Here is a 26,231-nt window from a genome sequence, read left to right on the forward strand (position 1 = left end):
GGGGGCGCAAGCCCCGCGACAGTCTACGACTCAGAACTTGTAGCCGAAACCGATCATGTAGACCCACGGATCGACGTCCACGTCGACCTTGGTCTTGTTCACGCCCAGGGCGCTCGGGCCGTTGATGCTGGCCTTGGTGTCGATGTCCATGTACCAGACGGCCATGTTGAACAGCGCGTGCTCGTTGAGCATGTAGTCGAAGCCCAGTTCGCCGGCCAGGCCCCAGGAGTCCTGCAGCTTCATGCTGCTGAAACCCTGCGCCTTGCGGTTGCTGGCGAGGTCTTCGTCGAAGAAGGTGGTGTAGTTCACGCCCAGGCCGCCGTAGGGCTGGAAGGCGCTGTTGGTACCGCCCATGGGGTAATACTGGAGCAGCAGGGTCGGCGGCAGTTGCTTGATGTCGGCCAGCTTGCCGTCCAGGCCCGGGCCGAGGCCCTTGACGTCGACCTGGTGGTTGAACGGAGTGGCGGCGACCAGTTCCACGCCCCACTTGTCGGCGAACATGTAGGTGAAGGTCAGGCCGAGCTGGGTGTCGCTGTCGACAGTCGCCTTGGTACCGCGCTGCTTGGCGCCGTCCAGCTTGATGTCGGAACTGCTGTCGTCGGGATCGACGGTGGCGAAGCCGCCACGGATGATGAAGTCACCGGCCTTGTGTCCTTGAATATCCGCAGCGGCGAACGGGGAGGCGACGGTGAGGGCCAGCAGGGAAGCGGTAAGCCAGGACTTACGCATGATGAGCTCCATTCCTTGTATTAGAAAGTGTTGGTGCTGCTAATGGTCAGCCAGCTAACAGTTGCCTTCCTTGACACAGCTCAATCAATCCTAGGAGCAAATGTGACCGCCGCAACGTAAATGGCGCGGCGGATTGTCGCATGTCGTTCAGCCACCTTCGTATTCGTAGGGCGTCACCTTGCTCGCCTGCATGCGGTAGCCGGCCGCCGCCAGCTCGCTGCTGGCGTTCTCCACCTTGAAGGTGCCCTCGACCCAGAATGGCTGATACAACTCGTCCATCTGCACGCCCTTGGCGGTCTTCACGTAGACGATCTGGTTCGACGGCGGCGGCGGTACGTGGATGCAGGCGCCGTAGTAGGGGACCAGGAGGAACTCGGTGACCAGCCCGGCCTCGCTGATTTCCAGCGGCACGATGTAGCCCGGCAGCTTGGCCTCGATGCCGTCCAGTGCCTTCACCACCGGGGCGTTGGGGCTCTGCTGGCTGGCCGCCGGACCGGCTTCGCTGAGGGCGTTGGCGAGGTCGTGGATCGGCAGCGGCGCCGGGGCGGGCGGGGCGCCGGCCGGGATCAGTTGCGACCAGGTCAGTTCGCGCGGCGCGGCGCGCGCCACGGCACTGCCCAGGAGCAGGGCGAAAGCCAGCAGGAGGACGGTCAGGGAGCGCAGCATCGGGGAATATCTCCGGGTCATAGGCGGATCGACAGGCCATCGGCCAGGGACTGGCGGTAGGCGCGCCAGGCCGGCACGCAGCCGATCAGCACGGCGGCCGCCAGGATAGCCCCGAGCAGGCTCCACTCATAGTCGCTCGGCCAGGCCAGCGGCAGGTAGATGCCGTAGTTGGCCTGGACGTAGCCCTGGCTGGCGGCGATGCCGAGGTAGAGCAGGCCGAGGCCGAGGGCGACGCCGGCCAGCGCCAGGCTGAAGGCCTCGGCCAGCAGCAGGCCGAAGATGTGCCAGGGGCGCGCGCCCACCGAGCGCAGGATGGCCATCTCCCGGCGGCGCTCGTTGAGGCTGGTGAGGATCGCCGTGAGCATGCCGATCAGGCCGGTGAGGACGACGAACAGCGAGACCACGAACAGTGCCTTCTCGGCGGTGCCCATCAGGCCCCACAGTTCCTGCAGGGCGACACCGGGGAGGATCGCCATCAGCGGTTCGCCGGGATAGTCGTTGACCTCGCGTTGCAGGGCGAAGGTCGCCACCTTGCTCTTCAGGCCGACCAGGAACGCGGTGATCGCCTGTGGTTGCAGGTCCATGTGCCGCGCCTGCTCGGCACTGACGCGCCCGGCGCCCATCGCCGGCACCCCGTTGCGCCAGTCGACGTGCAGCGCCTCCATGCCGGCGAGGGATATGTGCAGGGTGCGGTCTACCGGGGTACCGGTGCGCTGGAGGATGCCGACCACGGTGAACGGCTTGTCGTCGTGCTTGACCAGGCTCACCGTGCTCACCCCATGGGCCAGCACGATCTTCTCGCCGAGCCTGTAGTGCAGGGCTTCGGCCACCTCGGCGCCGAGCACCACGTCGAACAGGTCCTGGCCGAAGGCGCGGCCCTCGGCCAGTTGCAGTTCCTGGCCGCGGCCGTAGCGGTAGTGCTCGAAATAGCCGGCATCGGTACCCATTACCCGGTAGCCGCGGTGCGAGTCGCCGAGGGAGATCGGGATCGCCCACTTCACCCGCGGGTTTTCGGCGAAGTGCCGGTAGCTGTCCCAGCGGATGTTGTTGGTCGCGTTGCCGATGCGGAATACCGAGTAGAGCAGCAGGTTCACCGAGCCGGAGCGCGCGCCGACGATCAGGTCGGTTCCGGAGATGGTACTGGCGAAGCTGGCCTTGGCCTCGGTGCGGACCCGCTCCACCGCCAGCAGCAGGCAGGCGGAGAGGGCGATGGCGAAGATCGTCAGCAGGGCGGTGAAGCGGCGGTTGGCCAGGCTGGCCAGTGCCAGTCGGAAGAGATACATGCTCAGAGTCCTGCCGGCCGGGCGGCGCGGTTGAGATCGGAAAGGGACAGGCTGCGGTCGAACAGCCCGGCCAGGTTCTGGTCGTGGCTGACGAACAGCAGGCTGGCGCCGGCCTCGCGGCATTCGGCGAAGAGCAACTGGAGAAACGCCTCGCGGCTGTCGGCGTCGAGCGCCGAGGTCGGCTCGTCGGCGATCACCAGCTCCGGCTGGCCGATCAGCGCGCGGGCGGCGGCGACCCGCTGCTGCTGGCCGATGGACAGGCTGTCGGCGCGGCGTTCGTGCAGTTCGCCGCCGAGGCCGAGCTGGCCGAGCAGATGGCTGGCGGCCTGCGCCGGGCTACCGTGGCGTTCGCGGGCGCGCTGGCGGCGCAACGCGGAAAAGTGACAGGGCAGCTCGACGTTCTCGCGTACCGAGAGGAATGGCAGCAGGTTGAACTGCTGGAAGATGTAGCCGGTGTGGTCGACGCGGAAATGGTCGCGGCGCGCGGCGGACAGCTTTTCCAGGTCCTCGCCGAGCAGGCGGATGCTGCCGCGGCCGGGCTTCTGCACGCCGCCGAGGAGGCCGAGCAGGGTGGTCTTGCCGCTGCCGGAAGGCCCCTTGAGGAACAGGCTCTCGCCGCGTTCGAGATGGAAGCTGGGAATGTCCAGCAACTCCGCCTGGCCGGGCCAGGCGAAGCCGAGGTTGGTCAGGGTGATCAGTGCGCTCATGGGGGTAGGGGCGGAACGCTCCGCCGGAGCCTCGAGAATGGATGGAGGGGCGCCGCGCCGAATCCCTCGCGGCGCCTCCGGAACGATCCTACAGCTTCAGCTCGGCGCTGGCCGGAGCCAGGTCGGCGCCTTTCTGGCCGTCGGGACCGATCAGTTGTACCTGAATTTTCTGGGTGGCGGGGAAGCGCTTGAAGAACTCGGCGAGGGTCAGCAGCTTGAGCAGCTCGGGCTTCTCGCAACTGAGCTGGTAATGGGCGTGGATATCGGCATGACCGTGTTCGTGTTCGTGGCCTGCCTTCTCCTTGTGCGCGTGGGCCGGCGCCTTGTCGCCGAACAGCGGACTCCGCAGTTCCTGGCTGGCCACCGAGCAGCCGGCGGTGACCGGCAGGGCGAACAGCTCCAGCGGTTTTTCCAGCTGCGCGCGGGCCTTGGCCACGGCGGCCTTGTCCGCGTCGGTGCTGGCGGCGTGTTCGAAACCGACCAGGTTCATCGCCGGGCTGTCCAGCTCCAGTTCGAGGGTCTTGCCGTCCAGCGCCACGTTCAACTGGGCGACGCCGTGCTCGTGCTTGCCCAGGCTGCCATGGGCGTGGTCATGGTCGTGGTCGTCATGGGCCTGGGCGGCGAACGGCAGCAAGACGAGGGCTAACAGCAGTGGGCGCATGAACGGGACTCCGGCAAGGAAGGAAAAGAGTTTGTTACGTTATAACGAATTTTTCCGCCTGCCTAGCCTGGCCGATTTGGCCCCTACGCGCCGACGTGGGAGCATGGCGCGATTCGCTTGTGGAGAAACGAGATGGTGCGGATTCGCGGAAGCATCGGCGACTGGCCGGTGGACCTGACCCTGGAACTGGACGCCGAGGATTGGCGCCAGCTGGCGCAACACGTGCCCCCGCCGCCGCTGGGCGAGCCGCAGGTCGCGGCGGCCAGGGCGCCGGCGCCGGCAGCGCCGGTGGATCGCCTGTGGCAGACCGCCCAGGACCTGCTGCGCGGCAGCGGGCGGATCGAGGGGCCGCAGTTGCTGGCGGAGTTGGAGGGGTTCAGCGGCAATGCCGGCGCCGCCAAGCAACTGCTTGTGCGCCTGCGGCATGACGCCCGGGTCAAGGTCGAGGTGGTCGACGGCACCCAGGTGTTCGTCTGGCTGGAGGACTGAGCCCCGCGGACGGGGCTCGGCGACTCAGTAGAGCGCCTGGTACAGCTTGCGGCGGTAGGCGGTGACCAGCGGGTGGTCGTTGCCAAGCAGGTCGAAGACCTGCACCAGGGTCTTGCGCGGCAGGTCGTCCTGGTAGCCGCGGTTGCGCAGGAACAGCTTGAGCAGTCCGTCCAGGGCCGCCTCGTACTGCTGCCGGGCGAGCTGCTGGACGGCCAACTGGTAGGCTGCCTCGTCGTCGCCGGCATCGGCCGCCAGGCGGCTCTTCAGCTCTGCGCTGTCGGGCAGGTCGGCAGCCTGGCGCAGGAAGGTCAGCTGCGCGCGGGCGCCGGCCAGGGCCTGCTTGTGCTCGTCGCTCTTCACCGCGTCGAGGATGGCCTGCGCCTCTTCCAGTTCGCCGCGCTCGGCCAGGCAGCGGGCGTAGAGGATCAGCGCCGCGGCGTTCTCGTTGTTCTCCGCCAGCAGGGCTTTCAGGGTCGCTTCGGCGTCGCCGATGCGGCCTTCGGCGAATAGCGCCTGGGCCACTTCCAGCGGGTCTTCGTCGGGCAGCGCCGGTGCTTTCACATGGGGTTCGAGCAGGGCGCGGATCTGCGATTCGGGCTGGGCGCCGGCGAAACCGTCGACCGGCTGGCCATCCTTGAACAGGACCACGGTCGGCAGGCTGCGGATGCCGAAGCGCATCACGATGTCCTGCTCGACGTCGCAGTTGACCTTGGCCAGCAGCAATTCGCCCTGGTAGGACTCGGCGATCTGCGCCAGCAGTGGCATCAGCGCCTTGCACGGGGCGCACCAGTCGGCCCAGAAGTCCACCAGGACCGGCTTGTGGAACGAGTTCTCGATGACCTGCTGCTCGAAGTTGGCGCCGGTGACGTCGAAGATGTAGGGCGTATCGCTCATGTCGATTCTCGGAAACGCAAGGTGGTGACCACTATAAGTGGGGGCGCGCCGCGCGCAAACAAGCCCGTGCCTCAGGCTTGCCCGCGTTCGGCGTGATACAGGCTGACCAGGCGGAATTCGGCGGGCTCGGCGAGGTCCGGCCAGGTACAGGCGTCGAGCACGTCCAGGCGCCGGTACAGCGGATGACGGAAGTCACGGACCCGCGAGTCGGCGACCAGCGCCTGGCGGCCGCGGCTGAGGAACTGGTCGAGCAGCGGCAGGTTGGCGCGGTCGTAGAGCACGTCGGCCACCAGGATCAGGTCGAAGCGATCGTCCTCGGCGAAGAAGTCCGCCGAATAGCTCAGCTCCACTCCGTTCAGTTCGGCGTTCGCCCGGCTCGCTGCCAGCGCCAGGGGATCCAGGTCGCAAGCCACCACCTCGGCGGCGCCGGCGCGGGCCGCGGCGATCGCCGCCACCCCGGAGCCGCTGCCGAAGTCCAGCACGCGCTTGTCGCGGACCCACTGCGGGCGCTCCGCCAGCCAGCGCGCCAGGACCAGCCCGCTGGCCCAGCAGAAGCACCAGTACGGCGGCTCTTCGAGGATGCGGCGGGTTTCCTCCGGGCTGAACTGGCGGTCCATGTTCTGCGCGTCGATCAGCCACAGGCGCAGGTCGGTGCCGGGCAGCGCGGTGGCGCTGAGCCGGGCGTCGCCGAGCAGCTCGCCCAGCGCCTGGGTCAGGGCTTGCGGTGCCGTCACGGCGCGCGTACCAGGCGCAGTTCGCCGAGGGACTGGGTGGTCGGCTGGGCGATCCGCAACGGATGCAGGCGCCAGGCCAACTGGCCAGACTGGATCACCCGCGCGTGCAGTTCGACGCGCAGCGCGCCACCGGCCGGCGGGAAGGATTCGGGGTTGAACGGCAGGCGGAAGGGCATGAGTTCGCCGGTGGCCAGCACCGTCTCGCTGGCCAGCAGCCGCTGTGGACGGTCGCGCTCGTCGATCACCAGCAGTGCCATCTGCACCTCGCTGCCGCGTGGCAGGCTGCCCTGGATGCTGCTCAGCGTTCCGCTCAGCTCGCGCAGGTGGGCCGGTAGCACCGGCTCGACCATGGTCACGCTGCGCGAAGCTTGCGGCGTTGGCGCAGGCTTCGGCTTGTCGCTGGAACAAGCGGCGAGGAGAAGGACGGCCAGCAGGGCGATCGGGCGCAGGGTCATGGGCTGCTCCATAGCGGTGGAATCCGGGCGGCGCTTGTATAGCGCAAAGTGTGATTCTTGTCGCGCTTCGCGTAGGCCGCAACGTCCGATTCCTCTCGCCTTTCCCAGCGTGCCGGCGCCGGTCGATTCTGCGGGTGCTCGGTCGGGCGCGGATGCGCTACCATGCGGCTTCCTTCAGCTACGCCTGTATCAGCACCATGCATTGTCCCTTCTGCGGTGCCCATGACACCAAAGTGATTGACTCGCGACTGGTCGCCGAGGGCGATCAGGTGCGCCGGCGCCGCGAGTGCCTGGCCTGCGGCGAACGCTTCACCACCTTCGAGACCGCCGAGCTGGTCATGCCGCGCCTGATCAAGCAGGACGGCAGCCGCCAGCCGTTCGACGAGGACAAGCTGCGCGCCGGCATGCAGCGCGCCCTGGAGAAGCGTCCGGTCAGCGTCGAGCGCCTGGAAGCGGCCATCGGCCACATCAAGCACCAGTTGCGCGCCACCGGCGAGCGCGAGATCAAGTCGCGGGTGCTGGGCGAACTGGTGATGGCCGAGCTGCAGAAGCTCGACGAAGTCGCCTACATCCGTTTCGCCTCGGTCTACCGGCGCTTCCAGGACCTCAACGAATTCCGCGAGGAGATCGAACGCCTCGCCCGCGAGCCGGCCAAGGAATGAACGCCGCCGACCCGCTGTACATGGCCCGCGCCCTGGAACTGGCGCGCCAGGGGCTGTACTCCACCCATCCGAATCCGCGCGTCGGCTGCGTGCTGGTCAAGGACGGCCAGGTGGTCGGCGAGGGCTGGCACGTCCGCGCCGGCGAGCCGCACGCCGAGGTCCATGCCCTGCGCCAGGCCGGCGAGAATGCACGCGGCGCCACCGCCTACGTGACCCTCGAGCCCTGCAGCCACTTCGGCCGCACCCCGCCGTGCGCCGATGCGCTGGTGGGCGCCGGGGTGGCGCGGGTGGTCGCGGCGATGCAGGATCCCAACCCCGAGGTCGCCGGTCGCGGCCTGCTGCGTCTGATGCAGGCCGGCATCGCGGTGCAGAGCGGCGTCCTCGAAGCCGAGGCGCGGGAACTCAACATCGGTTTCATCAAGCGCATGGAACATGGCCTGCCGTTCGTCCGGGTCAAGTTGGCGATGAGCCTGGACGGGCGCACCGCCATGGCCAGCGGGGAAAGCCAGTGGATCACCGGGCCCTCCGCGCGTTCGGCGGTGCAGCGCTTGCGCGCTCGCTCCAGCGTGGTGTTGTCCGGCGCCGATACGCTGCTGGCGGACGATGCGCGGCTCAACGTACGCCCCGACGAACTGGGCCTGAACGCCGAGCTTACCGCGCTCGCCGCGGCTCGCCAGCCGTTGCGGGTGCTGGTCGACGGGCGCCTGCGGGTGCCGCTGGAGTCGGCGTTCTACCAGGCCGGTCCGGCGCTGGTGGCGACCTGCGCCGCCGCCTCGGCGCGCGAACGCTTCCAGGACGCCGGCCACGAACTGCTGGCGCTGCCCTCCGCCGAGGGCCACGTCGATTTGCACAAGCTGCTCCTGGAACTGGCGGCGCGCGGCGCCAACGAAGTGCTGGTGGAGGCCGGCCCGCGTCTGGCCGGCGCCTTCGCCCGGCTGGGGCTGGTGGATGAGTACCGGCTGTTCGTCGCGCCGAAGTTCCTCGGCTCCAGCGCCCGTCCTTTGCTCGACTGGCCGCTGGCGCGGATGGCCGATGCGGCGCAGTTGCGGATCGACGACATCCGCGCGGTGGGCGACGACTGGCTGGTCACCGCGCGGCCCCATCCGCGGGACGCCTGAACTTCGCTGCGCGGCGACGCGGCGGACGATGCACAAGCGGCGCAACTGTGGTAAAACGCCACACGGCCATCTCGGTGGCCGTAACGTTCTCAGGGCGGGGTGAAAGTCCCCACCGGCGGTAATGGCGCGCAAGGCGCCTAGCCCGCGAGCGCTTGCCGGACCGGCCACCGCCGGACGACAAGGTCAGCAGACCCGGTGCGATTCCGGGGCCGACGGTCATAGTCCGGATAAAGAGAGAACGGGATTGCCTGCCTGGGCGTACCCTGTGCGCCCGCAAGATCCCCTTCGATCCAAAAAGCCCTGTTTTTCACGAAACAGGAGTTCGTCATATGTCTTCATCTTGGAATACCCGCGCTATGGCACGCAGGCCGCTCGGCGTCGCGCCGGCCATGCTGCGCGCCTGTGCGGCGGAAAAACGGGAGGTCGCATGTTCACCGGCATAATCGAGTCGATCGGCAGCGTCCGCGCAATGACGCCCAAGGGCGGCGACCTGCGGGTCTACATCGCCACCGGCAAGCTCGACCTGGGCGACGTCAAGCTCGGCGACAGCATCGCGGTCAACGGCGTCTGCCTGACCACGGTGGAACTGCCCGGCGATGGCTTCTGGGCCGACGTCAGCCGCGAGAGCCTGGCGCGCACCGCCTTCCAGCACCTGAAGGTGGGCAGCCGGGTGAACCTGGAAAAGGCCCTGACGCCGACCACCCGCCTCGGCGGACACCTGGTGAGCGGCCACGTCGACGGCGTCGGCGAGGTGCTCAAGCGCGAGGAGAACGCCCGCGCCATCCAGTTCACCGTGCGTGCCCCGCGCGAACTGGCCAGGTACATCGCGCACAAGGGCTCGATCACCGTCGACGGCACCAGCCTCACGGTGAACGCGGTGAACGGCGCGGAGTTCGAGCTGACCATCGTCCCGCATACGCTCAGCGAAACCATCATGGCCGAGTACCAGCCCGGACGCCGGGTCAACCTCGAGGTCGACCTGCTGGCCCGTTACCTGGAGCGCCTGCTGCTTGGCGACAAGGCCGCCGAGCCCAGCGCCTCCGGCATCAGCGAAGCGTTTCTCGCCGAGAACGGTTTTCTCAAGTAACCCACGAATTGCATAAGGGGGTGCCCATGGCACTCAACACGATCGACGAACTGATCGAAGACATCCGCCAAGGCAAGATGGTCATCCTGATGGATGACGAGGACCGCGAGAACGAAGGCGACCTGATCATGGCCGCCGAATGCGTCCGCACCGAAGACATCAACTTCATGGTCAAGCATGCCCGCGGCCTGGTCTGCATGCCGATGACCCGCGAGCGTTGCGAGCGCCTCGGCCTGCCGCTGATGGTGCAGCGCAACGGCTCCGGCTTCGGCACCAAGTTCACTGTCTCCATCGAGGCCGCCGAGGGCGTCACCACCGGCATCTCCGCCGCGGACCGCGCCCGCACCGTGCAGGCTGCGGCGGCGAAGAACGCCGTGGCCGCCGACATCGTCAGCCCCGGCCACATCTTCCCGCTGATGGCCCAGCCGGGCGGTACCCTGGCTCGCGCCGGGCACACCGAGGCGGCCTGCGACCTGGCGCGGATGGCCGGGTTCGAGCCGTCCGGGGTGATCTGCGAGGTGATGAACGACGACGGCAGCATGGCTCGCCGGCCCGAACTGGAGGCGTTCGCCGCCGAGCACGGGATCAAGATCGGCACCATCGCCGACCTGATCCACTACCGGCTGATCCACGAGCGCACCGTCGAGCGCATCGCCGAGCAGCCGCTCGACAGCGAACTGGGCCACTTCAACCTGATCACCTACCGCGACTCGGTGGAGGGCGACGTGCACCTGGCGCTGACCCTCGGCAAGGTCTGCGCGGAAGAGCCGACCCTGGTCCGCGTGCATAACATGGACCCGCTGCGCGACCTGCTGCAGGTCAACCAGCCGGGCCGCTGGAGCCTGCGCGCGGCGATGACCAAGGTCGCCGAGGCGGGCAGCGGCGTGGTGCTGCTGCTCGGTCACCAGATCGGCGGCGACGACCTGCTCGCCCATGTCCGCGAGATCGCTTCGGCGCCGGCTCCGGCGCCCAAGGCCACCACCACCTACAGCACCGTCGGTGCCGGTTCGCAGATCCTGCGCGACCTCGGCGTGCGCAAGATGCGCCTGCTGAGTGCGCCGATGCGCTTCAATGCGATATCCGGTTTCGACCTGGAAGTTGTAGAATACCTGCCCGCCGAATAAGGCCTGTCCCGCCCGCCGCGTGCAAGATCGCGGTGGGCGCTATGCTGGACGGACCTTTCGACCCTTTTCGCTCGGGGCGCAACGGCGTCCCGGCTCTTTAACAGATGAGACCTGCTCATGACCCTGAAGACCATCGAAGGTACCTTCATTGCCCCCAAAGGCCGCTACGCCCTGGTGGTCGGCCGCTTCAACAGCTTCGTCGTGGAAAGCCTGGTCAGCGGCGCCGTCGACGCCCTGGTCCGCCACGGCGTGGCTGAAAGCGAGATCACCATCATCCGCGCCCCGGGTGCCTTCGAGATCCCGCTGGTGACCCAGAAGGTCGCCCAGCAAGGCGGCTTCGACGCCATCATCGCCCTCGGCGCGGTGATCCGTGGCGGCACCCCGCACTTCGAATACGTGGCTGGCGAGTGCACCAAGGGCCTGGCCCAGGTGTCCCTGCAGTTCGGCATCCCGGTCGCCTTCGGCGTCCTCACCGTCGACTCCATCGAGCAGGCCATCGAGCGCTCCGGCACCAAGGCCGGCAACAAGGGCGCCGAAGCCGCGTTGTCGGCCCTGGAAATGGTCAGCCTGCTGGCGCAGTTGGAGGCCAAGTGAGCAATCAAGACAGCGGCAACCCGGCAGCCAAGCCGCCGAAAGGCAAGACCGCCGCTCGCCGCAAGGCCCGCAGCCTGGCCGTCCAGGCCCTGTACTCTTGGCAGATCGCCGGCCAGTCCCTGCACGAGATCGAGGCGCAGTTCCGCACCGACAACGACTTCTCCGAGGTCGACGGCGCCTACTTCCACGAGATCCTGCACGGCGTGCCGCGACAGAAGAGCGAGCTGGACTCCACCTTCGAGCCCTGCCTGGACCGCCCGCTGGCCGAGATCGACCCGGTCGAGCTGGCCATCCTGCGGCTGTCCACCTACGAGCTGCGCAACCGCATCGACGTGCCCTACAAGGTAGTGATCAACGAGGGCATCGAGCTGGCCAAGACCTTCGGCGCCACCGACGGCCACAAGTTCGTCAACGGCGTGCTCGACAAGCTGGCGCCGCGCCTGCGCGCCGCCGAGCTGCGCGGCGGCAAGCGCTGATCCCGCGCCGGCGGCGTCATGGGTGAGTTCGAGCTGATCCGCCGCTTCTTCGCCGCGGCCGCCTGCGCGGCGCCGGCGGCGGACGTGGCCCTCGGCATCGGCGACGACTGCGCCCTGCTGGCGCCGCCAGCCGGCGAACAACTGGCGGTCTCCACCGATACCCTGGTGGAAGGCGTGCATTTTCCCGCCGGTTGCGACCCTTTCCTTCTTGCCCAGCGAGCCCTGGCGGTCTCCGCCAGCGACCTGGCGGCGATGGGCGCCGCGCCCCTGGCCTTCACCCTGGCCCTGACCTTGCCGCAGGCCGACGCCGAGTGGTTGCAGGGTTTCGCCCGCGGCCTCGACGCCATGGCCCGGCAGTGCGGCCTGGCCCTGGTCGGCGGCGACACCACGCGCGGCCCGCTGAGCATGACCCTGACCGTATTCGGCAGGGTGCCGGCCGGCCAGGCGCTGACCCGCGCCGGTGCGCGCCCGGGCGACCTGCTCTGCGTCGGGGGCCCGCTCGGCGAGGCTGGAGCGGCGCTGGAACTGGTGCTGGAGCGAAGATCGGCGCCCGCCGAGGTGGCCGAACCGCTGCTGGCGCGCTACTGGACGCCGGCCCCGCAATTCGGTCTGGGCCTCGCCCTGCGCGGCAAGGCCAGCGCCGCCCTGGACATCTCCGACGGGCTGCTCGCCGACTGCGGGCATATCGCCCGCGCTTCCGGCGTTGCCCTGTTGGTCGAATGCCAGCGCTTGCAGGCAAGCGCCGCGTTGAGCGGCCTGCTCGCCGGCGAGGAAGCCTTGCGCCAGCAACTGGCCGCCGGCGACGACTACGTGCTGGTTTTCACCCTGCCGCCTGAGTACCTTGGCGAGATTCGCGCCGCGTGGCCGGCCACGGCCGTCATCGGCCGGGTCGAGGCGGGACAGGGGGTGCACCTGCTCGACGCCGACGGAAAGGAACTCATACCGGCCGCGGCCGGTTACCAACATTTCGGAACCCAACGTGACTGAGCATCCTGATCAGGCGCCGGCGCAGCCGGTGCCGCCGTCGGTCTGGCGCAATCCCTGGCATTTCCTCGCCTTCGGCTTCGGCTCCGGCACCCTGCCCAAGGCGCCGGGCACCTGGGGGTCGCTGGTGGCCATCCCGTTCATCCCGCTGTGGCAGATGCTGCCGGACTGGGGCTACTGGCTGATGCTGGGAGTGACCATGCTGTTCGGCTTCTGGCTGTGCGGCAAGGTCGCCGACGACCTGCGCGTGCACGACCACGAAGGCATCGTCTGGGACGAGATGGTCGGCATGTGGATAACCCTCTGGCTGGTGCCGGAGGGCTGGTGGTGGCTGCTGATCGGCTTCGTCGTGTTCCGCATCGTGGATATTCTCAAGCCCTGGCCGATCAGTTGGGTGGACCGCAACGTGCACGGCGGCGTCGGGATCATGCTCGACGACGTCCTGGCCGGGGTATTCGCCTGGCTGGTCATGCAGGGTCTAGTCTGGGGATGGGTACACTGGCTGGTCTGAGGCCTCCCATGCGTCTGCTCGTCCTGTTCTGCTGCCTGTGGCTGCTGCCCGGCGTCGCTTCCGCCGCCCCCTCCGTGGGCGAGATCCGCGTGGTCAGCGAAACCTGGACGCGCTACACCCAGGAGGACGGTCGCGGGGTGGCCTGGGACCTGTTGCGGGCCGTCTACGAGCCGGCCGGGGTACGCCTGCGGATCGCCAACGAGCCCTATACCCGGGCGGTCGGCCTGGTCCTGCGCGGCGAGGCCGACGCCTGGGTCGGCGCCTACCGCGGGGAAATCGACGAAGCGCTTTATCCTCGCTGGCCCTATGACGTCGATCCGATCGCCGTGCTTTCCCTGAAAGACAATCCGCCGCCGCCACTGGAGGGCCTGAGCCGGTTCCGCCTGTCATGGATGCGTGGCTACGCCTTCGCCCGCTATTTCCCTACCCTGACCCCGCACAGCGAGTTGCAGCGCCGCACCTCGGCGCTGCCGATGCTGCTCAACCACCGGGTCGACTATTTCATCGATTCGCGTCCGGAACTCGAGGAAATGCTCGCAGGGGCCGGAGCGCTGGCGGCTGAGTACCGCATCACCGACGTCACTCGGTTGCCGCTGTATCTTGGCTTCTCCGATTCCCCCAGGGGCCGTGAGCTGCTGGCGCTGTTCGACCGGCGCATGCGGCAGTTGCATGCCAGCGGCGAGCTGGAGCGGATCTTCGCCCGCTGGAACTGGCCCTATGCGCCGTTGAAGGCAATCCTGCCACCCAAGGAGTGATCATGCTGCGGCTGTGCGTCGCCCTGTTTTCCAGCGTTCTCGCGTTGTCCTCGCTGGCCGCGCCCCAGGTGTTCGTGGTCGGCCTGTTCCCCGGCGCGGCGGTACTCAACGTCGATGGCCAGCGCAAGCTGGTCAGGGTCGGCCAGACCGGCCCGCAGGGCGTCCAGGTGGTCAGCGCCGACAGCCGCAAGGCGGTGCTGCGGATCGACGGCGTCGAGCGCACCTACGAACTGAGCCGCGAATACAACGAGGCAGGCTATTCGGCGCCGCAGCGGCAAAGCTTCAGCATCGCCCGCGGTACGGGCGGGCACTATTGGGTGGCTGGCTCGGTGAACGGGCAGAACATGCAGTTCCTGGTGGATACCGGCGCCACCAGCATCGCCATGAACGAGAACGAGGCGCGCCGCCTGGGTATCGATTACCGGGTGGACGGCAAGCCGATGGTCGCCTCCACTGCCAGCGGAACCTCGCGCGGCTGGCGGGTGACCCTGGACCGGGTGAAGATCGGCGGTATCGAGTTGCTGGGTGTCGAGGCGGCGGTGATCGAGGGTGGCTATCCGACCGAAGCCCTGCTCGGCATGAGTTTCCTCAACCGGGTGCGTTGGCGCGAGGAACAGGGAATGCTGCTTATCGAGGCCAAGCATTGAATGTCGCTCGCTCATAACCCGGGGTTCTATTCATCGTCCATCTCGATAGGTATTTGCGGCATTTCGAGCTGACCGGGCGCCGGACGCTGCTGGTACAATGGCGGACTTCCGTTTCCCTAGGAGTTCCCCGGTGTCCGTCGTGTTCGTCGCCGCCTCCAAACTGCCGACTCCCTTCGGCGAATTCACCATGCATGGTTTCCTCGACGAGGAGAGCGGCAAGGAACATGTAGCCCTGAGCATGGGCGACATCGCCGATGGCGCGCCGGTGCTTGGTCGCCTGCATTCCGAATGCCTGACCGGCGACGCGCTGTTCAGCCTGCGCTGCGATTGCGGTTTCCAGCTGGAAGGCGCGCTTGCCGCCATCGCCGAGGAGGGCCGCGGCGTGCTCCTCTACCTGCGCCAGGAAGGTCGCGGCATCGGCCTGCTGAACAAGATCCGTGCCTATGAATTGCAGGATGGCGGTGCCGACACCGTCGAGGCGAACCTGCAACTGGGTTTTGGCGCCGACCAGCGCGACTACGCCATGTGCCAGCCGATGCTCGCGCACCTGGGCGTCTCCTCCCTGCGCCTGATGACCAACAATCCGCGCAAGGTCAAGGCGCTGGAAAGCTACGCCATCACCGTGGCGGAGCGCGTGCCGCTGCAAAAGGGCCTGAACAAGCACAACAGGCGCTACCTGGCGACCAAGGCCGGCAAGCTCGGGCACATGCTCGGCAGCCTGCACCAGGGCGAGGCGGAAACCACGTGAGTCGCCAGCAAGCCCGCGGCGCGCTGGGACGTGCCTGGTGGTTGCAACTGGCGTTGGCGCTGTTGCCGCTGATCCTGGTCGAGTTCTTCCTCGGCGAACTGCAACCCCTTCCCCATGGCCTGGCGATGCCGCTGTTCATCGCCGCGCTGCTGTCGATGTTCGTCAACCTGCCGCTGTTCGGTGCCTACAAGCGTGGTCTCATCGCCACCCAGAAAGCGCTGGATACGGCGGAGGAAGCCGCCGCCTGGGCCCGTCTGGCGCAGGTGCGCCGCAAGGCCCTGTTCGGCGCCAGCCTGCCGGCCTGGATCGGCGTGCCGGGTGTGTTCGCCGGGCTCAACGGCGTTGCGCTGATCCTGCTCGGGGTCACCAGCCTGGTGCTGTTCTGGCTCTACCGTATTCCGCGTCAACTCGGTTGATGCGCTCGTTCTGGCTGCTCGCCTGCCTGCTCCTCAGCCTTTCCGCCGGGGCGGCGCAGCGGGTGGTCAGCCTGGCGCCTTCGCTGACCGACAGCGTCCTCGAACTCGGCGCAGCGCGCCGCCTGGTCGGCGTGCTGGATGGCGGCGAGCGTCCGGCGGCGATTGGCGACCTGCCTTCCGTCGGCCGCTACGGCCAGGTCAATCTCGAACGCCTGCTGGAACTGCAGCCCGACCTGATCCTGGTCTGGCCCGGCAGCGTGCCTGAGGCGCAGTTGCAGCGCCTGCGGGACTTCGGCATCGCCCTCTTCATCGCCGAACCGCACAGCCTCGACGAACTGGCCCTGCAACTGGCTGCGCTGGGCGAGGCATTGGGCGAGGCCGAGGCCGGCCAGCGGTTGTCGGCCAGGTTCCGCGAAGGCATGCGGCGCCTGGCCGAGCGCTACCGGCGGGACAAGCCGCTGAAGGTGTTCTACCAGGTCTGGGACCGGCCGCTGTACACCATTGGCGGACGCCAGGTGATCAGCGATGCGCTGCGCGTCTGCGGCGCCGAGAACCTATTCGGCGACCTGCCGCAGCCGGCGCCGCAGGTCAGCGTCGAGGCGGTTCTGGCGCGCGATCCGGCGGTCATCGTCGCCGGCAGTCACGCCCAGCTCGAACTCTGGCGGCAATGGCCGGCGCTGGCGGCGACGCGGCGCGGACAGCTGTACCGGATCGAAGACAAGAACCTTGAGCGGCCGAGCTTCGCCATGCTGGCGGCGACCGAGAAACTCTGCCGCTCGCTCGCCGGGGCGCGCTGAATGCTTGCCGGTATCGCGCGCTGTATCGGCGGATAACGCCGGTGGCGTTGTTCGCCCTACGGCAATTGGGGGGTAGGGCGAATAACCGCAACGCGGTTATCGCTGCCAGTCGGCGGGGTATGTCGGTATGGTGGTGTATCGGCGGATAACGCCGGTGGCGTTATTCGCCCACGGCAATTGGGGGGTAGGGCGAATAACCGCAACGCGGTTATCCGCCGTTGTCGCTGGGTTTGGCGCTATTGCCGGTCGAGACGCTGGCGTACCGCCTTTTCGATGCCCGCGGCATCCAGGCCGCATTCGGCGAGCATCTCGCTGGGCTTGGCGTGTTCGACGTAGTAGTCGGGCAGGCCCAGTTGCAGCAGCGGGACTTCGAGGCCCTCGCTGGCGAGGAACTCGCCGACCGCCGAGCCGGCGCCGCCCATCACGGCGTTTTCCTCGATGGTCACCAGCAGTTCGTGGCTGCCCGCCAGTTCGCGTACCAGGGCTTCGTCGAGGGGTTTGACGAAACGCATGTCGACGACCGTGGCGTCGAGGCTTTCGGCGACCTTCATCGCCTCCGCCAACTGCACGCCGAAGACCAGCAGTGCGACCCTGCCGCCGCGCCGACGGACCACGCCCTTGCCGATCTCCACCGGTTGCAGGTCCGGATCGATCGGATGGTTGGGGCCGCTGCCGCGCGGATAGCGCACCGCGGCCGGGCCATCGAACAGGTAGCCGGTGGTGAGCAGCTTGCGCAGCTCGTCCTCGTCGCTGGGGGTCATCACCAGCATGCCGGGGATGCAGCGCAGGTAGGAGATGTCGAAGCTACCGGCGTGGGTCGGGCCGTCCTCGCCGACCAGGCCGGCGCGGTCGATGGCGAACAGCACGTCGAGGTGCTGCACGGCGACGTCATGGATCAACTGGTCGTAGGCGCGCTGGAGGAAGGTCGAGTAGATCGCTACCACCGGCTTCATGCCCTCGCAGGCCATGCCGGCGGCCAGGGTCACGGCATGCTGTTCGGCGATGGCGACGTCGAAGTAGCGTTCCGGATAACGTTCGCTGAAGGCCACCAGGTCGGAACCTTCCTTCATCGCCGGGGTGATGCCGAGCAGGCGCGCGTCCTGGGCGGCCATGTCGCACAGCCACTGGCCGAAGACGCTGGAATACTTGGGTCCGCCGGTCTTCTTCGGCGCACTGCCGGGAGCTTCCAGCTTGGTGATCGCGTGGTAGCCGATCGGATCCAGTTCGGCCGGGGCGAAGCCCTTGCCTTTCTTGGTCACCACATGGAGGAACTGCGGGCCCTTCATGTCGCGCATGTTGCGCAGGGTAGCCACCAGGGTCGGCAGGTCGTGGCCGTCGATCGGGCCGATGTAATTCCAGCCGAGCTCCTCGAACAGGGTGCCGGGGACCAGCATGCCCTTGGCGTATTCCTCGGTGCGCCGGGCGATCTCCCAGGCCCCGGGCAGGCGCGAGAGCACCTTCTTGCTGCCCTCGCGCATGCTGCTATAGGTGCGGCTGGAGAGGATCTTCGCCAGGTAGTTGGAGAGCCCGCCCACGTTGTGCGAGATCGACATGTCGTTGTCGTTGAGGATCACCAGCATGTCGGCGTCGACTTCCGAGGCGTGGTTGAGTGCCTCGAAGGCCATGCCGGCGGTCAGCGCACCGTCGCCGATCACGGCCACCGACTTACGCTCCTTGCCTTGCAGGCGGGCGGCGATGGCCATGCCCAGGGCGGCGCTGATGGAGGTGCTGGAGTGGCCGACGCCGAAGGTGTCGTACTCGCTCTCTGCGCGGCGCGGGAAGGCCGCCAGGCCGTTCTTCTGGCGCAGGGTGCCCATCAGCTCGCGGCGCTCGGTGAGGATCTTGTGCGGATAGGCCTGGTGGCCGACGTCCCAGACCAGGCGGTCGTCCGGAGTGTCGAAGACGTAGTGCAGGGCAATGGTCAGCTCGACCACGCCGAGGCCGGCGCCGAAATGACCGCCGGTCTGGCCGACGGTATACAGCAGGTACTGGCGCAGCTCGTCGGCCAGGGTTTCCAGGTCCGCCTCGCCCAGCCGGCGCAGTTCGGCCGGCGAAGAGGCGCGGTCGAGCAGGGGCGTGGCGGGGCGCTCGCGGGGAATCTCATGGAGCGTCTTGGGCATCAGGCTGTCGTTATGCAATCCGGAGAGGCCAGCAGTTTACCTGATGCACCGGCCGCGCCCAAGCAAGGGAGCCCCTACCTTTGCCGGGGACTTCCGACGACCCGTCGGTCAGTTGCGTCGCTCGACGATGTAGCGGGCCAGTTGGCGCAGCGGGTCGGCGCTCGGCGGAAAACCGTCGAGGGCGGCCAGGGCCAGGTCGCGCAGCTCCAGGGCATAGCCTTTGGCGGCCTCCAGGCCGAGCAGGGCGGGATAGGTCGGCTTGTTGTGCGCCTGGTCCTTGCCCTGGGTCTTGCCGAGGGTGGCGGTGTCGCTTTCCACGTCGAGGATGTCGTCCTGCACCTGGAAGGCCAGGCCGATCGCTTCGGCGTAGCGCTCCAGGGCGGCCAGCGAGGCGGGCTCGGCGCGACCGCTGGCGAGGGCGCCGAGGCGCACGCTGGCTTCGATCAGCGCGCCGGTCTTGTGCCGGTGCATGACTTCCAGGGCCGCCTGGTCGAGGGCCACGCCGACCGAGCCGAGGTCGATCGCCTGGCCGCCGACCATGCCGGCGGAGCCTGCGGCGCGCGCCAGGCGGGTGAGCATTTCCAGACAGACGGCATGTTCCTGCGGATTGCGCCGGGTGTCGGCGAGCACTTCGAAGGCCAGCGCCTGCAAGCCGTCGGCGGCGAGGATCGCGGTGGCTTCGTCGAAGGCCCGGTGGGTGGTCGGCTGGCCACGGCGCAGGTCGTCGTCGTCCATCGCCGGCAGGTCGTCGTGGACCAGCGAGTAGGCATGGATCAGCTCCACCGCGCAGGCCGCGGCGTCGGCGCGCTGCGGCGCTCCGCCGAGGGCCTCGCAGGCGGCGTAGGCGAGCAGCGGGCGAACCCGCTTGCCACCGTTCATCACGCTGTAGCGCATGGCCTCGTAGAGGCGTTGCAGTTCTTCGCGGGGAGCGACGAACAGGGCGTCCAGGGCGGCATCGACGCGCGCCTGGCAGCGCGCCTGGTAGGCCGCGATCATGCCTCGTCGCCTTCCGCATCGAACGGCGCTTCGCTGAGCTCGCCGTCGCGTTCGAGGAGGATCTGTACCTTCTGTTCGGCCTGGCTCAGCGACGTCTGGCATTCGCGGGTCAGGCGGATGCCCTGCTCGAAGGCGCCCAGCGACTCTTCCAGCGACAGCTCGCCGCTTTCCAGGCGTTCCACCAGGGTTTGCAGCTCGGTGAGGGACTGTTCGAAATCGAGGGTTTTCTTGCGGGCCATCGGGGGAGTCTCGGCGAGGTGTACAAAACCCCGCGACACTAGCAGAGGGGCGGGGGCCGGGCAAATCGGCGGAAGGTCGCTACGACCGATCGGGACGACCATGGCGGCGGCCTTGGCTAAGGTGGAGAGAGGTCCAGCGAGGAGGAGCCGACAGGCGATGCGCATCCAGGAGGTCCGGGAACGCAGTATTCCCCTTTCCCGTTACGCCGGCGTGGCGGCTGCCACCGGTGGTTTGAGCACCAGCCTGGTGGCGGTGCTCACCAATATCGTGCGCGACGGTCGGCGTGTGGTCGGCTACGGCCACGCCTCGGTAGGGCGCTACGCCCAGGGCGGGCTGATCCGCGAGCGTTTCGCCCCGCGCCTGCTGGGGGCTCCGGCGGACAGCCTGGCGAGCGACGACGGCAGTGGCATCGATCCGTTGCGAGCCTGGGACCTGATGATGCGCGACGAGAAGCCCGGCGGCCACGGCGAACGCTGCGTCGCGGTGGGCGCCCTGGACATGGCGCTGTGGGATGCCGCGGCCAAGGCCGCCGGCCTGCCGCTGCATCGCTTCCTGGCGCGACGCCTGGGGCTGGCGGAAGACTATCCGCAGCGCGTACCGGTCTACGCCGGCGGCGGCTACCCCTATCCGCACGACGACCTGGGACGCCTGGAAGAGGAACTGCGGCGCTTCGTCGATCTCGGCTACACCCACGCCAAGATCAAGATCGGCGCGGCCGGGCTGGACCAGGACCGGCGCCGTATCGACAGGGCGCTGCGGGTTCTCGGCGACGCTTCGCGGCTGGCGGTCGACGCGATGAACCGCTACGACGCGGAGGGCGCGGTCGACGCAGCGAAAGCCCTGGCGCCGCTGGGGTTGTGGTGGTTCGAGGACATCTGCGACCCCCACGATTTCCCTACCCAGGCCGAAGTGGCGGATATCTATCCGGGGCCCATCGGTGCCGGCGAGGCCTTGTTCTCCCTGGCCGAGGCTCGCTTGCTGGATCTCTATGGCGGCTTGCGGCGGGAGCGCGACGTGCTGGTGTTCGACCCCGTGCATTGCTATGGCCTGCCGGGCTACCTGGCGATACTCGACCACCTGTGCGCCCGGGGTTGGCCGCGCGCGGCCTTCCGCCCGCACGCCGGCTACCTGTTCAGCCTGCACTTGGTGGCGGCCCTGCGCCTGGGTTGGGCCGAGGCTACGCCGTCGGCTTTCCGGCCATTCGACGATTTCGCCGGTGCCCTGCCGTTTTCCTCGGGATTGGCGGGATTGCCACAATCGCCTGGTATAGGCTTCGAGCGCCAGGCGACACTTGCCGGGCTGTTCCGCAAGCTTCTGGAGGCCTAGAGAACGGTGATTGGCTGGGGTTGTGCGGAGGCATTAAAAAAGCCGGCTTGTGGCCGGCTTTTCTGGGGTGGGGTTGGCTTACTTCTGATAAGCCGCGCCTGCCTTAGGAATTCTGCATCGACGAGCCGAGGGCTCGTGAAGGAAGCGCTACTCTAGCAAACTCGGCCAGTCCTGCCCAGCATCCCGCGGGGCTCTATTTCGCCGGCTGCGAGCGGCGCCTGGCGAGAGCGCTCAGCACTTGGGCGACGAGGGCTTGGCCGGCTTGCTTTGCTTCACCGGCGATGCCTTGGGTGGCTGGGGCGCGGGAGCGGTATCCGGACTCAGACCCTCCACGCGGTAGCGCCAACCCTTGACGGCTGAGACCTGCCCGTCGGCGAAGCCCTTGCTGTCGGTCAGTTGCAACCAGTACTGGCGCTCCAGTTCCAGAAGCTGGCCCTGCAGCGTGCCGCCGGCGAAACTCTTGAGCGTGAAGGTCAGCAGCGGTTTTTGCCGCGAGGCCTTGGCCGGCGCGACCTCCAGCAGCCTGAGCGCAGCGAACAGGCGTGCGGCCTGCTCGGCTTCCGCCTCGCCCATCAACTGTGGCCTGGATGGGAACTGTCGCAGGCGGATGCCATCGTCCTTTTCACTGGCTCGGGAAATGTTCAGCCGTACGCCGTTGCCATAGGACAGGGTCAGTTCGCGCAACTGTTCGAATGGCAGGTCGGTCAACCGAGGGTCGAGCAGGGCCAGGTCGTTGACCGGCAGGCCGACCGTTCGGTCGATCAGCCAGGCCCCCTCATCGTCGGCCTGCCTGACCAACTGCCCGCCCTGCGAGGTGCGCTTGCCCAGCAACAGGACCAGCGGCGGCGCGTCGCCGCGCTCCAGGGTGATCCGGCTGGCCTGGCCCTTGCCCTGGTCGGAGAGTCCCATGCGTTCGCGGTTTTCCGGCGAGGCGCTCTTTTCCTCCAGCAGGCGCGCGTCGGCCAGGCTGCGCAACAGCTGCCGGATGGTTTCCCCCGAGGCGGGATAGCCGTCCTTGCTGGCGAGCGTCCAGTCCTTGCCATCGCGCCTGGCGCGGATCGTCGGTTGGCCGGGGGTGGCGATGCACAGCGCGGTCACCTGGTGCGGTTTCAGCCCTGGCAGCCAGGCGCGGCTCGCAGGCGGTTGCGCGGGCGGTTGCTGCCGTTCGTGGAGCCAGCCCAAGATTCCGGCGAACAGCGCCAGGGCGAGAGCGAGTCCCGCTACGTTACGCAGGCGCATGTCAGCCCCTCCTCCGGCGCATGCTGCGCCAGCTCCAATGCAGCAGGAGGAACAGGGTGAGCAGTGCCGGCAGCAGGACCGTATTGGCCAGTTTCACCTGTTCCCCCAGGCGCTCGACATCGGCATTCAGCTGGAACTGCAATTGACGCAGTTGCTGGCGGATGCGCAATTTGTCATCGATGAAGCGGCGCAGCGTCGCTTCCATTTCCGGAGTCACCTCCTGGTCGCCGGCGTCCATCGATTGCTGCAAGGTGCGCAGGTTCCTGTCGGTGTCGTTGAGGCTTTGCTGCAGCGCGTTGAGCTGTTCCTGGGCGCGCAGCCCGGCCTCGCGGCGGAGCGCTTCCACGCGGGTGAACGGGCGCTTCGTATGGCCTCGCGAGCGTAGGTCGATCAGCGCGTCCGAACCGGAGAGGTAGTCGAGGGCATTGCCGACGAACAGGTCGTTGTCCGCCCATACCTGCGGCTCGTTGTGGCCGGGCTGTTCCTGGAGCCAGAGCGGATTGCTCAGCAGGTCCGTATCGGCGACCAACAGCACATGGATGTTCGCGCTGTCGCTCAGGCCTTCGCCTTGCTTCCCGCGGTCCGCAGGGAAGGCACTCGTCGCCGGCCCCTCGACCTTGGCGGCCAGCACGTAGCGTTCCCCGGTCGGGACCAGGGTGGCGTTGAGCTGCTCCGTCGAGGATTGGCGGAAGCGTTCCAGCGACAGCGGCATGCTGTGCGCCGAGCTGTGTAGCAACGGAATGAAGCGCGTCGAGGCTCCGCCGAGAGGTTCGAGCAGGCCGACGCTGGCGAGGTTGAGGCTTTCCAGGCCGGTGGTCAGCACGTTGTCGTGGGGGAACGTGTCGCCGGGGAGGTGTAGCCAGGTCGGATTGCGCTCCGGGCGACGTTCGGCGTTGGGCTTGATCATGGCGAACGAGGCATCCGCCAGCAGGGTATCCGGCCGCAACTGGACGCCCCAGGAGCGCAGCAACGGGGCCAGGTCGGAGCTTTTCCCGCCGTCTGCATCGGCGAGACTCAGAGGGTCGACGAAGGCCAGCAGCTTGCCGCCGCGCAGGACGAACTGGTCGATGGCGTATTGGGTCTGTTCGGACAATTGCCTGGGGTGCACCAGCATCAACACCGAGACTTCGGCGGGGATTTCCGTCGAAGCGAGCCCCAGGGTGCGGATGTCGAACTGTTGGTAGAGCTTGTCCATCATCGCCCAGGGCCTGCTGCCCGGCTGCCCGTCGGTGGGCGCCTGCCCGGTCATCGGCAGCGAGCTCATCAGGCCGACTACCGTGCGTTCCCGCTGTGCGAGTGCCTGGACCAGGCGGCTGAGATCGTATTCCAGAAGCGGCTCTTCTTCCGGCGAGAAGAACGGGATCACCTGGAGGCCGTCGGTCGGGTTGGTGGCCGCCAGGCCAAAGTAGATGGCTTCGCCATTCGGGCCGATGGGCGGCGCCTGCAGGCCGAAGCGCGCGGCACGGTCCTCGTCGTCGGAGAATGGCAGGGGATCGATCACGAACAATCGGACATTGCCATGGCTCCGCCGTGCATAGAGGTCCAGCACTTCCTCGACGCGGCGGGCGTAGTTGCGCAGGGCGGGCAGGTCACTGGCGCGGCTTTTCGAAAAGAACAGGTAGAGGTTGAGCGGTTCGTCGAGACTGTCGAGGACTTCCTGGGTGCCGGCGCTGAAGGTGTAGAGCTTCTGCTGGGTGAGGTCGAACTGCTGGTCGCGCAGCAGCAGGCTGGACAGCAGGTTGAAAGCGAGGAACAGCAGGCCGACCAGCAGCAGGCCGACGCCCGAGTACAGGGTTCGTTTCATGGATGTTTCCTACGCTGCCTTTTTCAGGTCGATGACGATGGTGGTGGCGACCAGCCAGGCGACGATCAGGCTGCAGAAGTAGGCCAGGTCGCGGACGTCGAGCACGCCCCGGCCGAGCGCCTCGAAACGGACCAGCACGCTCAGCGAGGCAATGCCGTCCAGCAGCCATTGCGGAAGCCAGCCGGAGAGCGCCTGTTGTACGTGGGGAGTGCCGGCGCCGACGAATAGCAGGCAGACGAGAACGGTCAGGGCAAAGGCGATGATCTGGTTCTTCGCCAGCGCCGACATGCAGGATCCGATGGCCAGGTAGCCGCCGGACAGCAGCCAGCCGGCCAGGTAGCCGGCGATGATCGCGCCGTTGTCGGGCGAGCCGAGGTAGTTCACCGTCAGCGGCATCGGGAAGGTCAGCAGCAACGCCAGCCCGGCGCAGAACCAGGCCGCGAGGAACTTGCCGGTGACCAGGGTGGCGCGGGAGACGGGCAGGGTCATCAGCATCTCGATGGAGCCGGACTTGCGCTCCTCGGCCCACAGGCGCATGGCCAGCGCGGGGATCAGCAGGAGGTAGAGCCAGGGCAGGCTGGAAAAGAACGGCGCCAGGTCGGCCTGGCCGCGCTCGAAGAAATCGCCCAGGTAGAAGGTGGCCACGCCGGAGAGGACGAGGAATACCAGGGTGAACACATAGGCGAGCGGCGTGGCGAAGTAGCTGCCCAGCTCGCGTCTGAAAATGGTGCCGATGGCGGTCATGCGGGGGTTTCTCGGGTCAGTTGGCGGAACACTTCTTCCAGTTGGCCGTGTTCGGTACGCACCCCGGATACCCGCCAGCCGCTGCCGTGGATCAGGCGGTTGAGCGCGGGAAGGATCTGCGCGCCGGGGCGGGCCAGAATGGTCAGGGTGCCGGCCCGGTCGGGGCGTCCTTCGATACCGGCGACGCCGGGGAGCATGGCGATGGCCAGCGGGTCTACCGGTGCTTCGATGCTGAGGCTGACGGCATGGTGGTAGCGGCTGCGGGTCCTGAGTTCGCCCGGGGTGTTGTCGGCCAGCAGGCGGCCGCCGTTGATCACCAGGGCGCGGCTGCACATGAACGAGACTTCCTCGAGGATGTGCGTGGAAATCACCACGATCTTGCTTTCCGAGAGGTTCTTCACCAGTTGCCGGACCTGGTGCTTCTGATTCGGGTCGAGGCCGTCGGTGGGCTCGTCGAGCAGGAGCAGCTCGGGATCGTGGAGGATCGCCTGGGCCAGCGCGACGCGGCGCTTGAAGCCCTTGGACAGGGTTTCGATGATGCTCCTGCGCTCATCCCGCAGCTCCATGCAGTCCATGGCGCTGTCGATGCGCCGACGTTTTTCCCGTCCGCTGTAGTCGCGGATGGACGCGACGAAGGCGAGAAAGCCCTCGACCGTCATTTCTCCGTAGCTGGGAGCGTTCTCCGGCAGGTAGCCGATCAGCTTCTGTGCCTGGCGCGCCTTGTCCTGCATGTCGAAGCCGAAGATGCGTACGCTGCCGGCGCTCGGCGCGAGGAAGCCGGAAAGCATCTTCAGGGTGGTCGACTTGCCCGCTCCGTTGGGGCCGAGGAGACCGACGATCTCTCCCCGGTCGATGCGGAAGCTCAAGTCGTTTACCACCGTCCGGCCGGAAAAGCGTTTGCTCAGTCTGTCTATGTCGATCATGGTTTCACTGGAAGTTGAGCCGTTTGCTGTTATGCGTAGGGGATCGCATGAGCGCGGTAGATTACCGGGAGTTATTGGCTGGTTTTTCCAGTGGGCTCTTTTTGAGATTAGTTACTTATATTGTTGGGAAACTTCCTACGAACTCTCGTTAAAAGATGGAAGTTATCGAGACTTCCAGGGCAGCCCTGTAGCTGGCGCAGCGCCTTGGTTCCGCTGTGGGAACGCGGCCATGTCGCGCTCGCTGGTGCCTATGTTGGGGACGCGTCGATTCCCCCTGCGGAGTTTCACGAGGGAAGGCAGTT

The 26,231-nt window shown here is 67.6% G+C and carries 30 protein-coding genes and 1 riboswitch; of the genes, 15 read left to right on the plus strand and 15 right to left on the minus strand.

Features of this window, described 5'->3' with window-relative positions:
• Positions 1 to 30: 30 nt before the first annotated feature.
• From oprG to HMPREF3014_RS18280, 5 genes are all read right to left on the minus strand, one after another.
• Positions 31 to 729: an outer membrane protein OprG gene (gene oprG, locus HMPREF3014_RS18260; RefSeq protein WP_003093337.1), complete on the minus strand. Its 699-nt coding sequence runs from the start codon at positions 727 to 729 to the stop codon at positions 31 to 33.
• Positions 730 to 876: 147 nt separating this feature from the next.
• Positions 877 to 1,395 carry a DUF3299 domain-containing protein gene (locus tag HMPREF3014_RS18265; RefSeq protein WP_003105266.1) on the minus strand — a complete coding sequence of 173 codons (519 nt, stop codon included), beginning with the start codon at positions 1,393 to 1,395 and terminating at the stop codon, positions 877 to 879.
• Between the two features lie 17 nt (positions 1,396 to 1,412).
• A complete protein-coding gene (locus HMPREF3014_RS18270; RefSeq protein WP_003118230.1) occupies positions 1,413 to 2,678 on the minus strand; it encodes an ABC transporter permease in 1,266 nt (421 codons plus the stop codon).
• Positions 2,679 to 2,680: 2 nt separating this feature from the next.
• Positions 2,681 to 3,385: an ABC transporter ATP-binding protein gene (locus HMPREF3014_RS18275; protein ID WP_023086994.1), complete on the minus strand. Its 705-nt coding sequence runs from the start codon at positions 3,383 to 3,385 to the stop codon at positions 2,681 to 2,683.
• Positions 3,386 to 3,473: 88 nt separating this feature from the next.
• Positions 3,474 to 4,046, minus strand: coding sequence for a DUF2796 domain-containing protein (locus HMPREF3014_RS18280; RefSeq protein WP_003105271.1), 573 nt, complete (start codon positions 4,044 to 4,046; stop codon positions 3,474 to 3,476).
• A 132-nt stretch (positions 4,047 to 4,178) separates the two neighbouring features.
• On the opposite strand from HMPREF3014_RS18280, the gene HMPREF3014_RS18285 reads away from it, so the two are divergent.
• Positions 4,179 to 4,535, plus strand: coding sequence for a hypothetical protein (locus HMPREF3014_RS18285; protein WP_003105273.1), 357 nt, complete (start codon positions 4,179 to 4,181; stop codon positions 4,533 to 4,535).
• A 24-nt stretch (positions 4,536 to 4,559) separates the two neighbouring features.
• On the opposite strand, the gene trxA is transcribed toward HMPREF3014_RS18285, so the two are convergent.
• From trxA to HMPREF3014_RS18300, 3 genes are all read right to left on the minus strand, one after another.
• Positions 4,560 to 5,429 carry a thioredoxin gene (trxA, locus tag HMPREF3014_RS18290; RefSeq protein WP_003119122.1) on the minus strand — a complete coding sequence of 290 codons (870 nt, stop codon included), beginning with the start codon at positions 5,427 to 5,429 and terminating at the stop codon, positions 4,560 to 4,562.
• Between the two features lie 71 nt (positions 5,430 to 5,500).
• Positions 5,501 to 6,163, minus strand: coding sequence for a class I SAM-dependent methyltransferase (locus HMPREF3014_RS18295; RefSeq protein WP_003119123.1), 663 nt, complete (start codon positions 6,161 to 6,163; stop codon positions 5,501 to 5,503).
• Entirely contained in the window at positions 6,160 to 6,630 is a 471-nt protein-coding gene (locus HMPREF3014_RS18300) for a YbaY family lipoprotein (RefSeq protein WP_003113050.1), read from the minus strand. Before HMPREF3014_RS18300 ends, HMPREF3014_RS18295 begins: the two co-directional genes overlap by 4 nt.
• Positions 6,631 to 6,815: 185 nt before the next feature.
• Here HMPREF3014_RS18300 and nrdR point away from each other — a divergent pair, with 185 nt between their 5' ends.
• The 13 genes from nrdR to HMPREF3014_RS18365 all read left to right on the plus strand — a co-directional run bounded on the left by nrdR (position 6,816) and on the right by HMPREF3014_RS18365 (position 16,537).
• Positions 6,816 to 7,280 carry a transcriptional regulator NrdR gene (nrdR, locus tag HMPREF3014_RS18305; protein ID WP_003107181.1) on the plus strand — a complete coding sequence of 155 codons (465 nt, stop codon included), beginning with the start codon at positions 6,816 to 6,818 and terminating at the stop codon, positions 7,278 to 7,280.
• Positions 7,277 to 8,398: a bifunctional diaminohydroxyphosphoribosylaminopyrimidine deaminase/5-amino-6-(5-phosphoribosylamino)uracil reductase RibD gene (gene ribD, locus HMPREF3014_RS18310; RefSeq protein ID WP_003107179.1), complete on the plus strand. Its 1,122-nt coding sequence runs from the start codon at positions 7,277 to 7,279 to the stop codon at positions 8,396 to 8,398. The genes nrdR and ribD overlap by 4 nt, the downstream gene beginning before the upstream one ends.
• A gap of 81 nt (positions 8,399 to 8,479) precedes the next feature.
• A riboswitch (FMN riboswitch) is annotated at positions 8,480 to 8,642 on the plus strand.
• Between the two features lie 183 nt (positions 8,643 to 8,825).
• Complete coding sequence (locus HMPREF3014_RS18315) at positions 8,826 to 9,485, plus strand: riboflavin synthase (RefSeq protein ID WP_023086995.1); 660 nt, start codon at positions 8,826 to 8,828, stop codon at positions 9,483 to 9,485.
• Between the two features lie 26 nt (positions 9,486 to 9,511).
• Positions 9,512 to 10,609, plus strand: a complete 1,098-nt coding sequence (gene ribBA, locus HMPREF3014_RS18320) for a bifunctional 3,4-dihydroxy-2-butanone-4-phosphate synthase/GTP cyclohydrolase II (RefSeq protein WP_003093313.1) — start codon at positions 9,512 to 9,514, stop codon at positions 10,607 to 10,609.
• Between the two features lie 117 nt (positions 10,610 to 10,726).
• On the plus strand, positions 10,727 to 11,203 hold the full coding sequence (ribE, locus tag HMPREF3014_RS18325; protein WP_003093311.1) for a 6,7-dimethyl-8-ribityllumazine synthase: 477 nt from the start codon (positions 10,727 to 10,729) through the stop codon (positions 11,201 to 11,203).
• Positions 11,200 to 11,679 carry a transcription antitermination factor NusB gene (nusB, locus tag HMPREF3014_RS18330; RefSeq protein ID WP_016253004.1) on the plus strand — a complete coding sequence of 160 codons (480 nt, stop codon included), beginning with the start codon at positions 11,200 to 11,202 and terminating at the stop codon, positions 11,677 to 11,679. Before ribE ends, nusB begins: the two co-directional genes overlap by 4 nt.
• Before the next feature lie 18 nt (positions 11,680 to 11,697).
• Positions 11,698 to 12,666, plus strand: coding sequence for a thiamine-phosphate kinase (gene thiL / locus HMPREF3014_RS18335; RefSeq protein ID WP_003454180.1), 969 nt, complete (start codon positions 11,698 to 11,700; stop codon positions 12,664 to 12,666).
• Entirely contained in the window at positions 12,659 to 13,174 is a 516-nt protein-coding gene (locus HMPREF3014_RS18340) for a phosphatidylglycerophosphatase A family protein (protein ID WP_003093304.1), read from the plus strand. The genes thiL and HMPREF3014_RS18340 overlap by 8 nt, the downstream gene beginning before the upstream one ends.
• A gap of 8 nt (positions 13,175 to 13,182) precedes the next feature.
• The gene (locus HMPREF3014_RS18345; protein WP_003102821.1) at positions 13,183 to 13,929 is read left to right on the plus strand and encodes a substrate-binding periplasmic protein; all 747 of its coding nucleotides are present in this window, start codon (positions 13,183 to 13,185) and stop codon (positions 13,927 to 13,929) included.
• A gap of 2 nt (positions 13,930 to 13,931) precedes the next feature.
• Complete coding sequence (locus HMPREF3014_RS18350; protein WP_003093301.1) at positions 13,932 to 14,576, plus strand: TIGR02281 family clan AA aspartic protease; 645 nt, start codon at positions 13,932 to 13,934, stop codon at positions 14,574 to 14,576.
• Positions 14,577 to 14,706: 130 nt separating this feature from the next.
• Positions 14,707 to 15,324: a GTP cyclohydrolase II gene (ribA, locus tag HMPREF3014_RS18355; protein ID WP_003110510.1), complete on the plus strand. Its 618-nt coding sequence runs from the start codon at positions 14,707 to 14,709 to the stop codon at positions 15,322 to 15,324.
• Positions 15,321 to 15,740 (plus strand): hypothetical protein, encoded by a 420-nt coding sequence (locus HMPREF3014_RS18360; protein WP_003118238.1) that lies wholly within the window; start codon positions 15,321 to 15,323, stop codon positions 15,738 to 15,740. The genes ribA and HMPREF3014_RS18360 overlap by 4 nt, the downstream gene beginning before the upstream one ends.
• On the plus strand, positions 15,740 to 16,537 hold the full coding sequence (locus HMPREF3014_RS18365) for a cobalamin-binding protein (protein ID WP_003102817.1): 798 nt from the start codon (positions 15,740 to 15,742) through the stop codon (positions 16,535 to 16,537). The genes HMPREF3014_RS18360 and HMPREF3014_RS18365 overlap by 1 nt, the downstream gene beginning before the upstream one ends.
• A 236-nt stretch (positions 16,538 to 16,773) precedes the next feature.
• Here the strand turns inward: HMPREF3014_RS18365 and dxs are convergent, their stop codons facing one another.
• The 3 genes from dxs to HMPREF3014_RS18380 form a co-directional block, all read right to left on the minus strand.
• Positions 16,774 to 18,657: a 1-deoxy-D-xylulose-5-phosphate synthase gene (gene dxs / locus HMPREF3014_RS18370; protein WP_003102816.1), complete on the minus strand. Its 1,884-nt coding sequence runs from the start codon at positions 18,655 to 18,657 to the stop codon at positions 16,774 to 16,776.
• A 108-nt stretch (positions 18,658 to 18,765) separates the two neighbouring features.
• Positions 18,766 to 19,653, minus strand: coding sequence for a polyprenyl synthetase family protein (locus HMPREF3014_RS18375; protein ID WP_003114915.1), 888 nt, complete (start codon positions 19,651 to 19,653; stop codon positions 18,766 to 18,768).
• On the minus strand, positions 19,650 to 19,892 hold the full coding sequence (locus tag HMPREF3014_RS18380; RefSeq protein ID WP_003093283.1) for an exodeoxyribonuclease VII small subunit: 243 nt from the start codon (positions 19,890 to 19,892) through the stop codon (positions 19,650 to 19,652). Before HMPREF3014_RS18380 ends, HMPREF3014_RS18375 begins: the two co-directional genes overlap by 4 nt.
• A gap of 157 nt (positions 19,893 to 20,049) precedes the next feature.
• On the opposite strand from HMPREF3014_RS18380, the gene HMPREF3014_RS18385 reads away from it, so the two are divergent.
• Entirely contained in the window at positions 20,050 to 21,219 is a 1,170-nt protein-coding gene (locus HMPREF3014_RS18385) for a mandelate racemase/muconate lactonizing enzyme family protein (RefSeq protein WP_023085617.1), read from the plus strand.
• A 231-nt stretch (positions 21,220 to 21,450) separates the two neighbouring features.
• Here HMPREF3014_RS18385 and HMPREF3014_RS18390 read toward each other — a convergent pair whose 3' ends face one another.
• The 4 genes from HMPREF3014_RS18390 to HMPREF3014_RS18405 are packed head-to-tail and all read right to left on the minus strand — an operon-like array spanning position 21,451 to position 25,929.
• Positions 21,451 to 22,458 (minus strand): DUF4340 domain-containing protein, encoded by a 1,008-nt coding sequence (locus HMPREF3014_RS18390; RefSeq protein ID WP_003102810.1) that lies wholly within the window; start codon positions 22,456 to 22,458, stop codon positions 21,451 to 21,453.
• 1 nt (position 22,459) lies between these two features.
• The gene (locus HMPREF3014_RS18395) at positions 22,460 to 24,262 is read right to left on the minus strand and encodes a GldG family protein (RefSeq protein WP_003114912.1); all 1,803 of its coding nucleotides are present in this window, start codon (positions 24,260 to 24,262) and stop codon (positions 22,460 to 22,462) included.
• Positions 24,263 to 24,271: 9 nt separating this feature from the next.
• On the minus strand, positions 24,272 to 25,006 hold the full coding sequence (locus HMPREF3014_RS18400; RefSeq protein ID WP_003102804.1) for an ABC transporter permease subunit: 735 nt from the start codon (positions 25,004 to 25,006) through the stop codon (positions 24,272 to 24,274).
• Positions 25,003 to 25,929 (minus strand): ABC transporter ATP-binding protein, encoded by a 927-nt coding sequence (locus tag HMPREF3014_RS18405; protein ID WP_003118243.1) that lies wholly within the window; start codon positions 25,927 to 25,929, stop codon positions 25,003 to 25,005. Before HMPREF3014_RS18405 ends, HMPREF3014_RS18400 begins: the two co-directional genes overlap by 4 nt.
• Positions 25,930 to 26,231: the final 302 nt, after the last annotated feature.

The sequence above is a fragment of the Pseudomonas sp. HMSC065H01 genome (assembly GCF_001815235.1).
GTDB lineage: Bacteria > Pseudomonadota > Gammaproteobacteria > Pseudomonadales > Pseudomonadaceae > Pseudomonas > Pseudomonas aeruginosa.

Bases quoted from the DNA above. Each gene is read 5' to 3' on its own strand.
- oprG (WP_003093337.1), bottom strand. From the start codon at position 729: ATGCGTAAGTCCTGGCTTACCGCTTCCCTGCTGGCCCTCACCGTCGCC.
- HMPREF3014_RS18265 (WP_003105266.1), bottom strand. From the start codon at position 1,395: ATGCTGCGCTCCCTGACCGTCCTCCTGCTGGCTTTCGCCCTGCTCCTG.
- HMPREF3014_RS18270 (WP_003118230.1), bottom strand. From the start codon at position 2,678: ATGTATCTCTTCCGACTGGCACTGGCCAGCCTGGCCAACCGCCGCTTC.
- HMPREF3014_RS18275 (WP_023086994.1), bottom strand. From the start codon at position 3,385: ATGAGCGCACTGATCACCCTGACCAACCTCGGCTTCGCCTGGCCCGGC.
- HMPREF3014_RS18280 (WP_003105271.1), bottom strand. From the start codon at position 4,046: ATGCGCCCACTGCTGTTAGCCCTCGTCTTGCTGCCGTTCGCCGCCCAG.
- HMPREF3014_RS18285 (WP_003105273.1), top strand. From the start codon at position 4,179: ATGGTGCGGATTCGCGGAAGCATCGGCGACTGGCCGGTGGACCTGACC.
- trxA (WP_003119122.1), bottom strand. From the start codon at position 5,429: ATGAGCGATACGCCCTACATCTTCGACGTCACCGGCGCCAACTTCGAG.
- HMPREF3014_RS18300 (WP_003113050.1), bottom strand. From the start codon at position 6,630: ATGGAGCAGCCCATGACCCTGCGCCCGATCGCCCTGCTGGCCGTCCTT.
- nrdR (WP_003107181.1), top strand. From the start codon at position 6,816: ATGCATTGTCCCTTCTGCGGTGCCCATGACACCAAAGTGATTGACTCG.
- ribD (WP_003107179.1), top strand. From the start codon at position 7,277: ATGAACGCCGCCGACCCGCTGTACATGGCCCGCGCCCTGGAACTGGCG.
- HMPREF3014_RS18315 (WP_023086995.1), top strand. From the start codon at position 8,826: ATGTTCACCGGCATAATCGAGTCGATCGGCAGCGTCCGCGCAATGACG.
- ribBA (WP_003093313.1), top strand. From the start codon at position 9,512: ATGGCACTCAACACGATCGACGAACTGATCGAAGACATCCGCCAAGGC.
- ribE (WP_003093311.1), top strand. From the start codon at position 10,727: ATGACCCTGAAGACCATCGAAGGTACCTTCATTGCCCCCAAAGGCCGC.
- thiL (WP_003454180.1), top strand. From the start codon at position 11,698: ATGGGTGAGTTCGAGCTGATCCGCCGCTTCTTCGCCGCGGCCGCCTGC.
- HMPREF3014_RS18345 (WP_003102821.1), top strand. From the start codon at position 13,183: ATGCGTCTGCTCGTCCTGTTCTGCTGCCTGTGGCTGCTGCCCGGCGTC.
- HMPREF3014_RS18350 (WP_003093301.1), top strand. From the start codon at position 13,932: ATGCTGCGGCTGTGCGTCGCCCTGTTTTCCAGCGTTCTCGCGTTGTCC.
- HMPREF3014_RS18365 (WP_003102817.1), top strand. From the start codon at position 15,740: ATGCGCTCGTTCTGGCTGCTCGCCTGCCTGCTCCTCAGCCTTTCCGCC.
- dxs (WP_003102816.1), bottom strand. From the start codon at position 18,657: ATGCCCAAGACGCTCCATGAGATTCCCCGCGAGCGCCCCGCCACGCCC.
- HMPREF3014_RS18375 (WP_003114915.1), bottom strand. From the start codon at position 19,653: ATGATCGCGGCCTACCAGGCGCGCTGCCAGGCGCGCGTCGATGCCGCC.
- HMPREF3014_RS18380 (WP_003093283.1), bottom strand. From the start codon at position 19,892: ATGGCCCGCAAGAAAACCCTCGATTTCGAACAGTCCCTCACCGAGCTG.
- HMPREF3014_RS18385 (WP_023085617.1), top strand. From the start codon at position 20,050: ATGCGCATCCAGGAGGTCCGGGAACGCAGTATTCCCCTTTCCCGTTAC.
- HMPREF3014_RS18390 (WP_003102810.1), bottom strand. From the start codon at position 22,458: ATGCGCCTGCGTAACGTAGCGGGACTCGCTCTCGCCCTGGCGCTGTTC.
- HMPREF3014_RS18395 (WP_003114912.1), bottom strand. From the start codon at position 24,262: ATGAAACGAACCCTGTACTCGGGCGTCGGCCTGCTGCTGGTCGGCCTG.
- HMPREF3014_RS18400 (WP_003102804.1), bottom strand. From the start codon at position 25,006: ATGACCGCCATCGGCACCATTTTCAGACGCGAGCTGGGCAGCTACTTC.
- HMPREF3014_RS18405 (WP_003118243.1), bottom strand. From the start codon at position 25,929: ATGATCGACATAGACAGACTGAGCAAACGCTTTTCCGGCCGGACGGTG.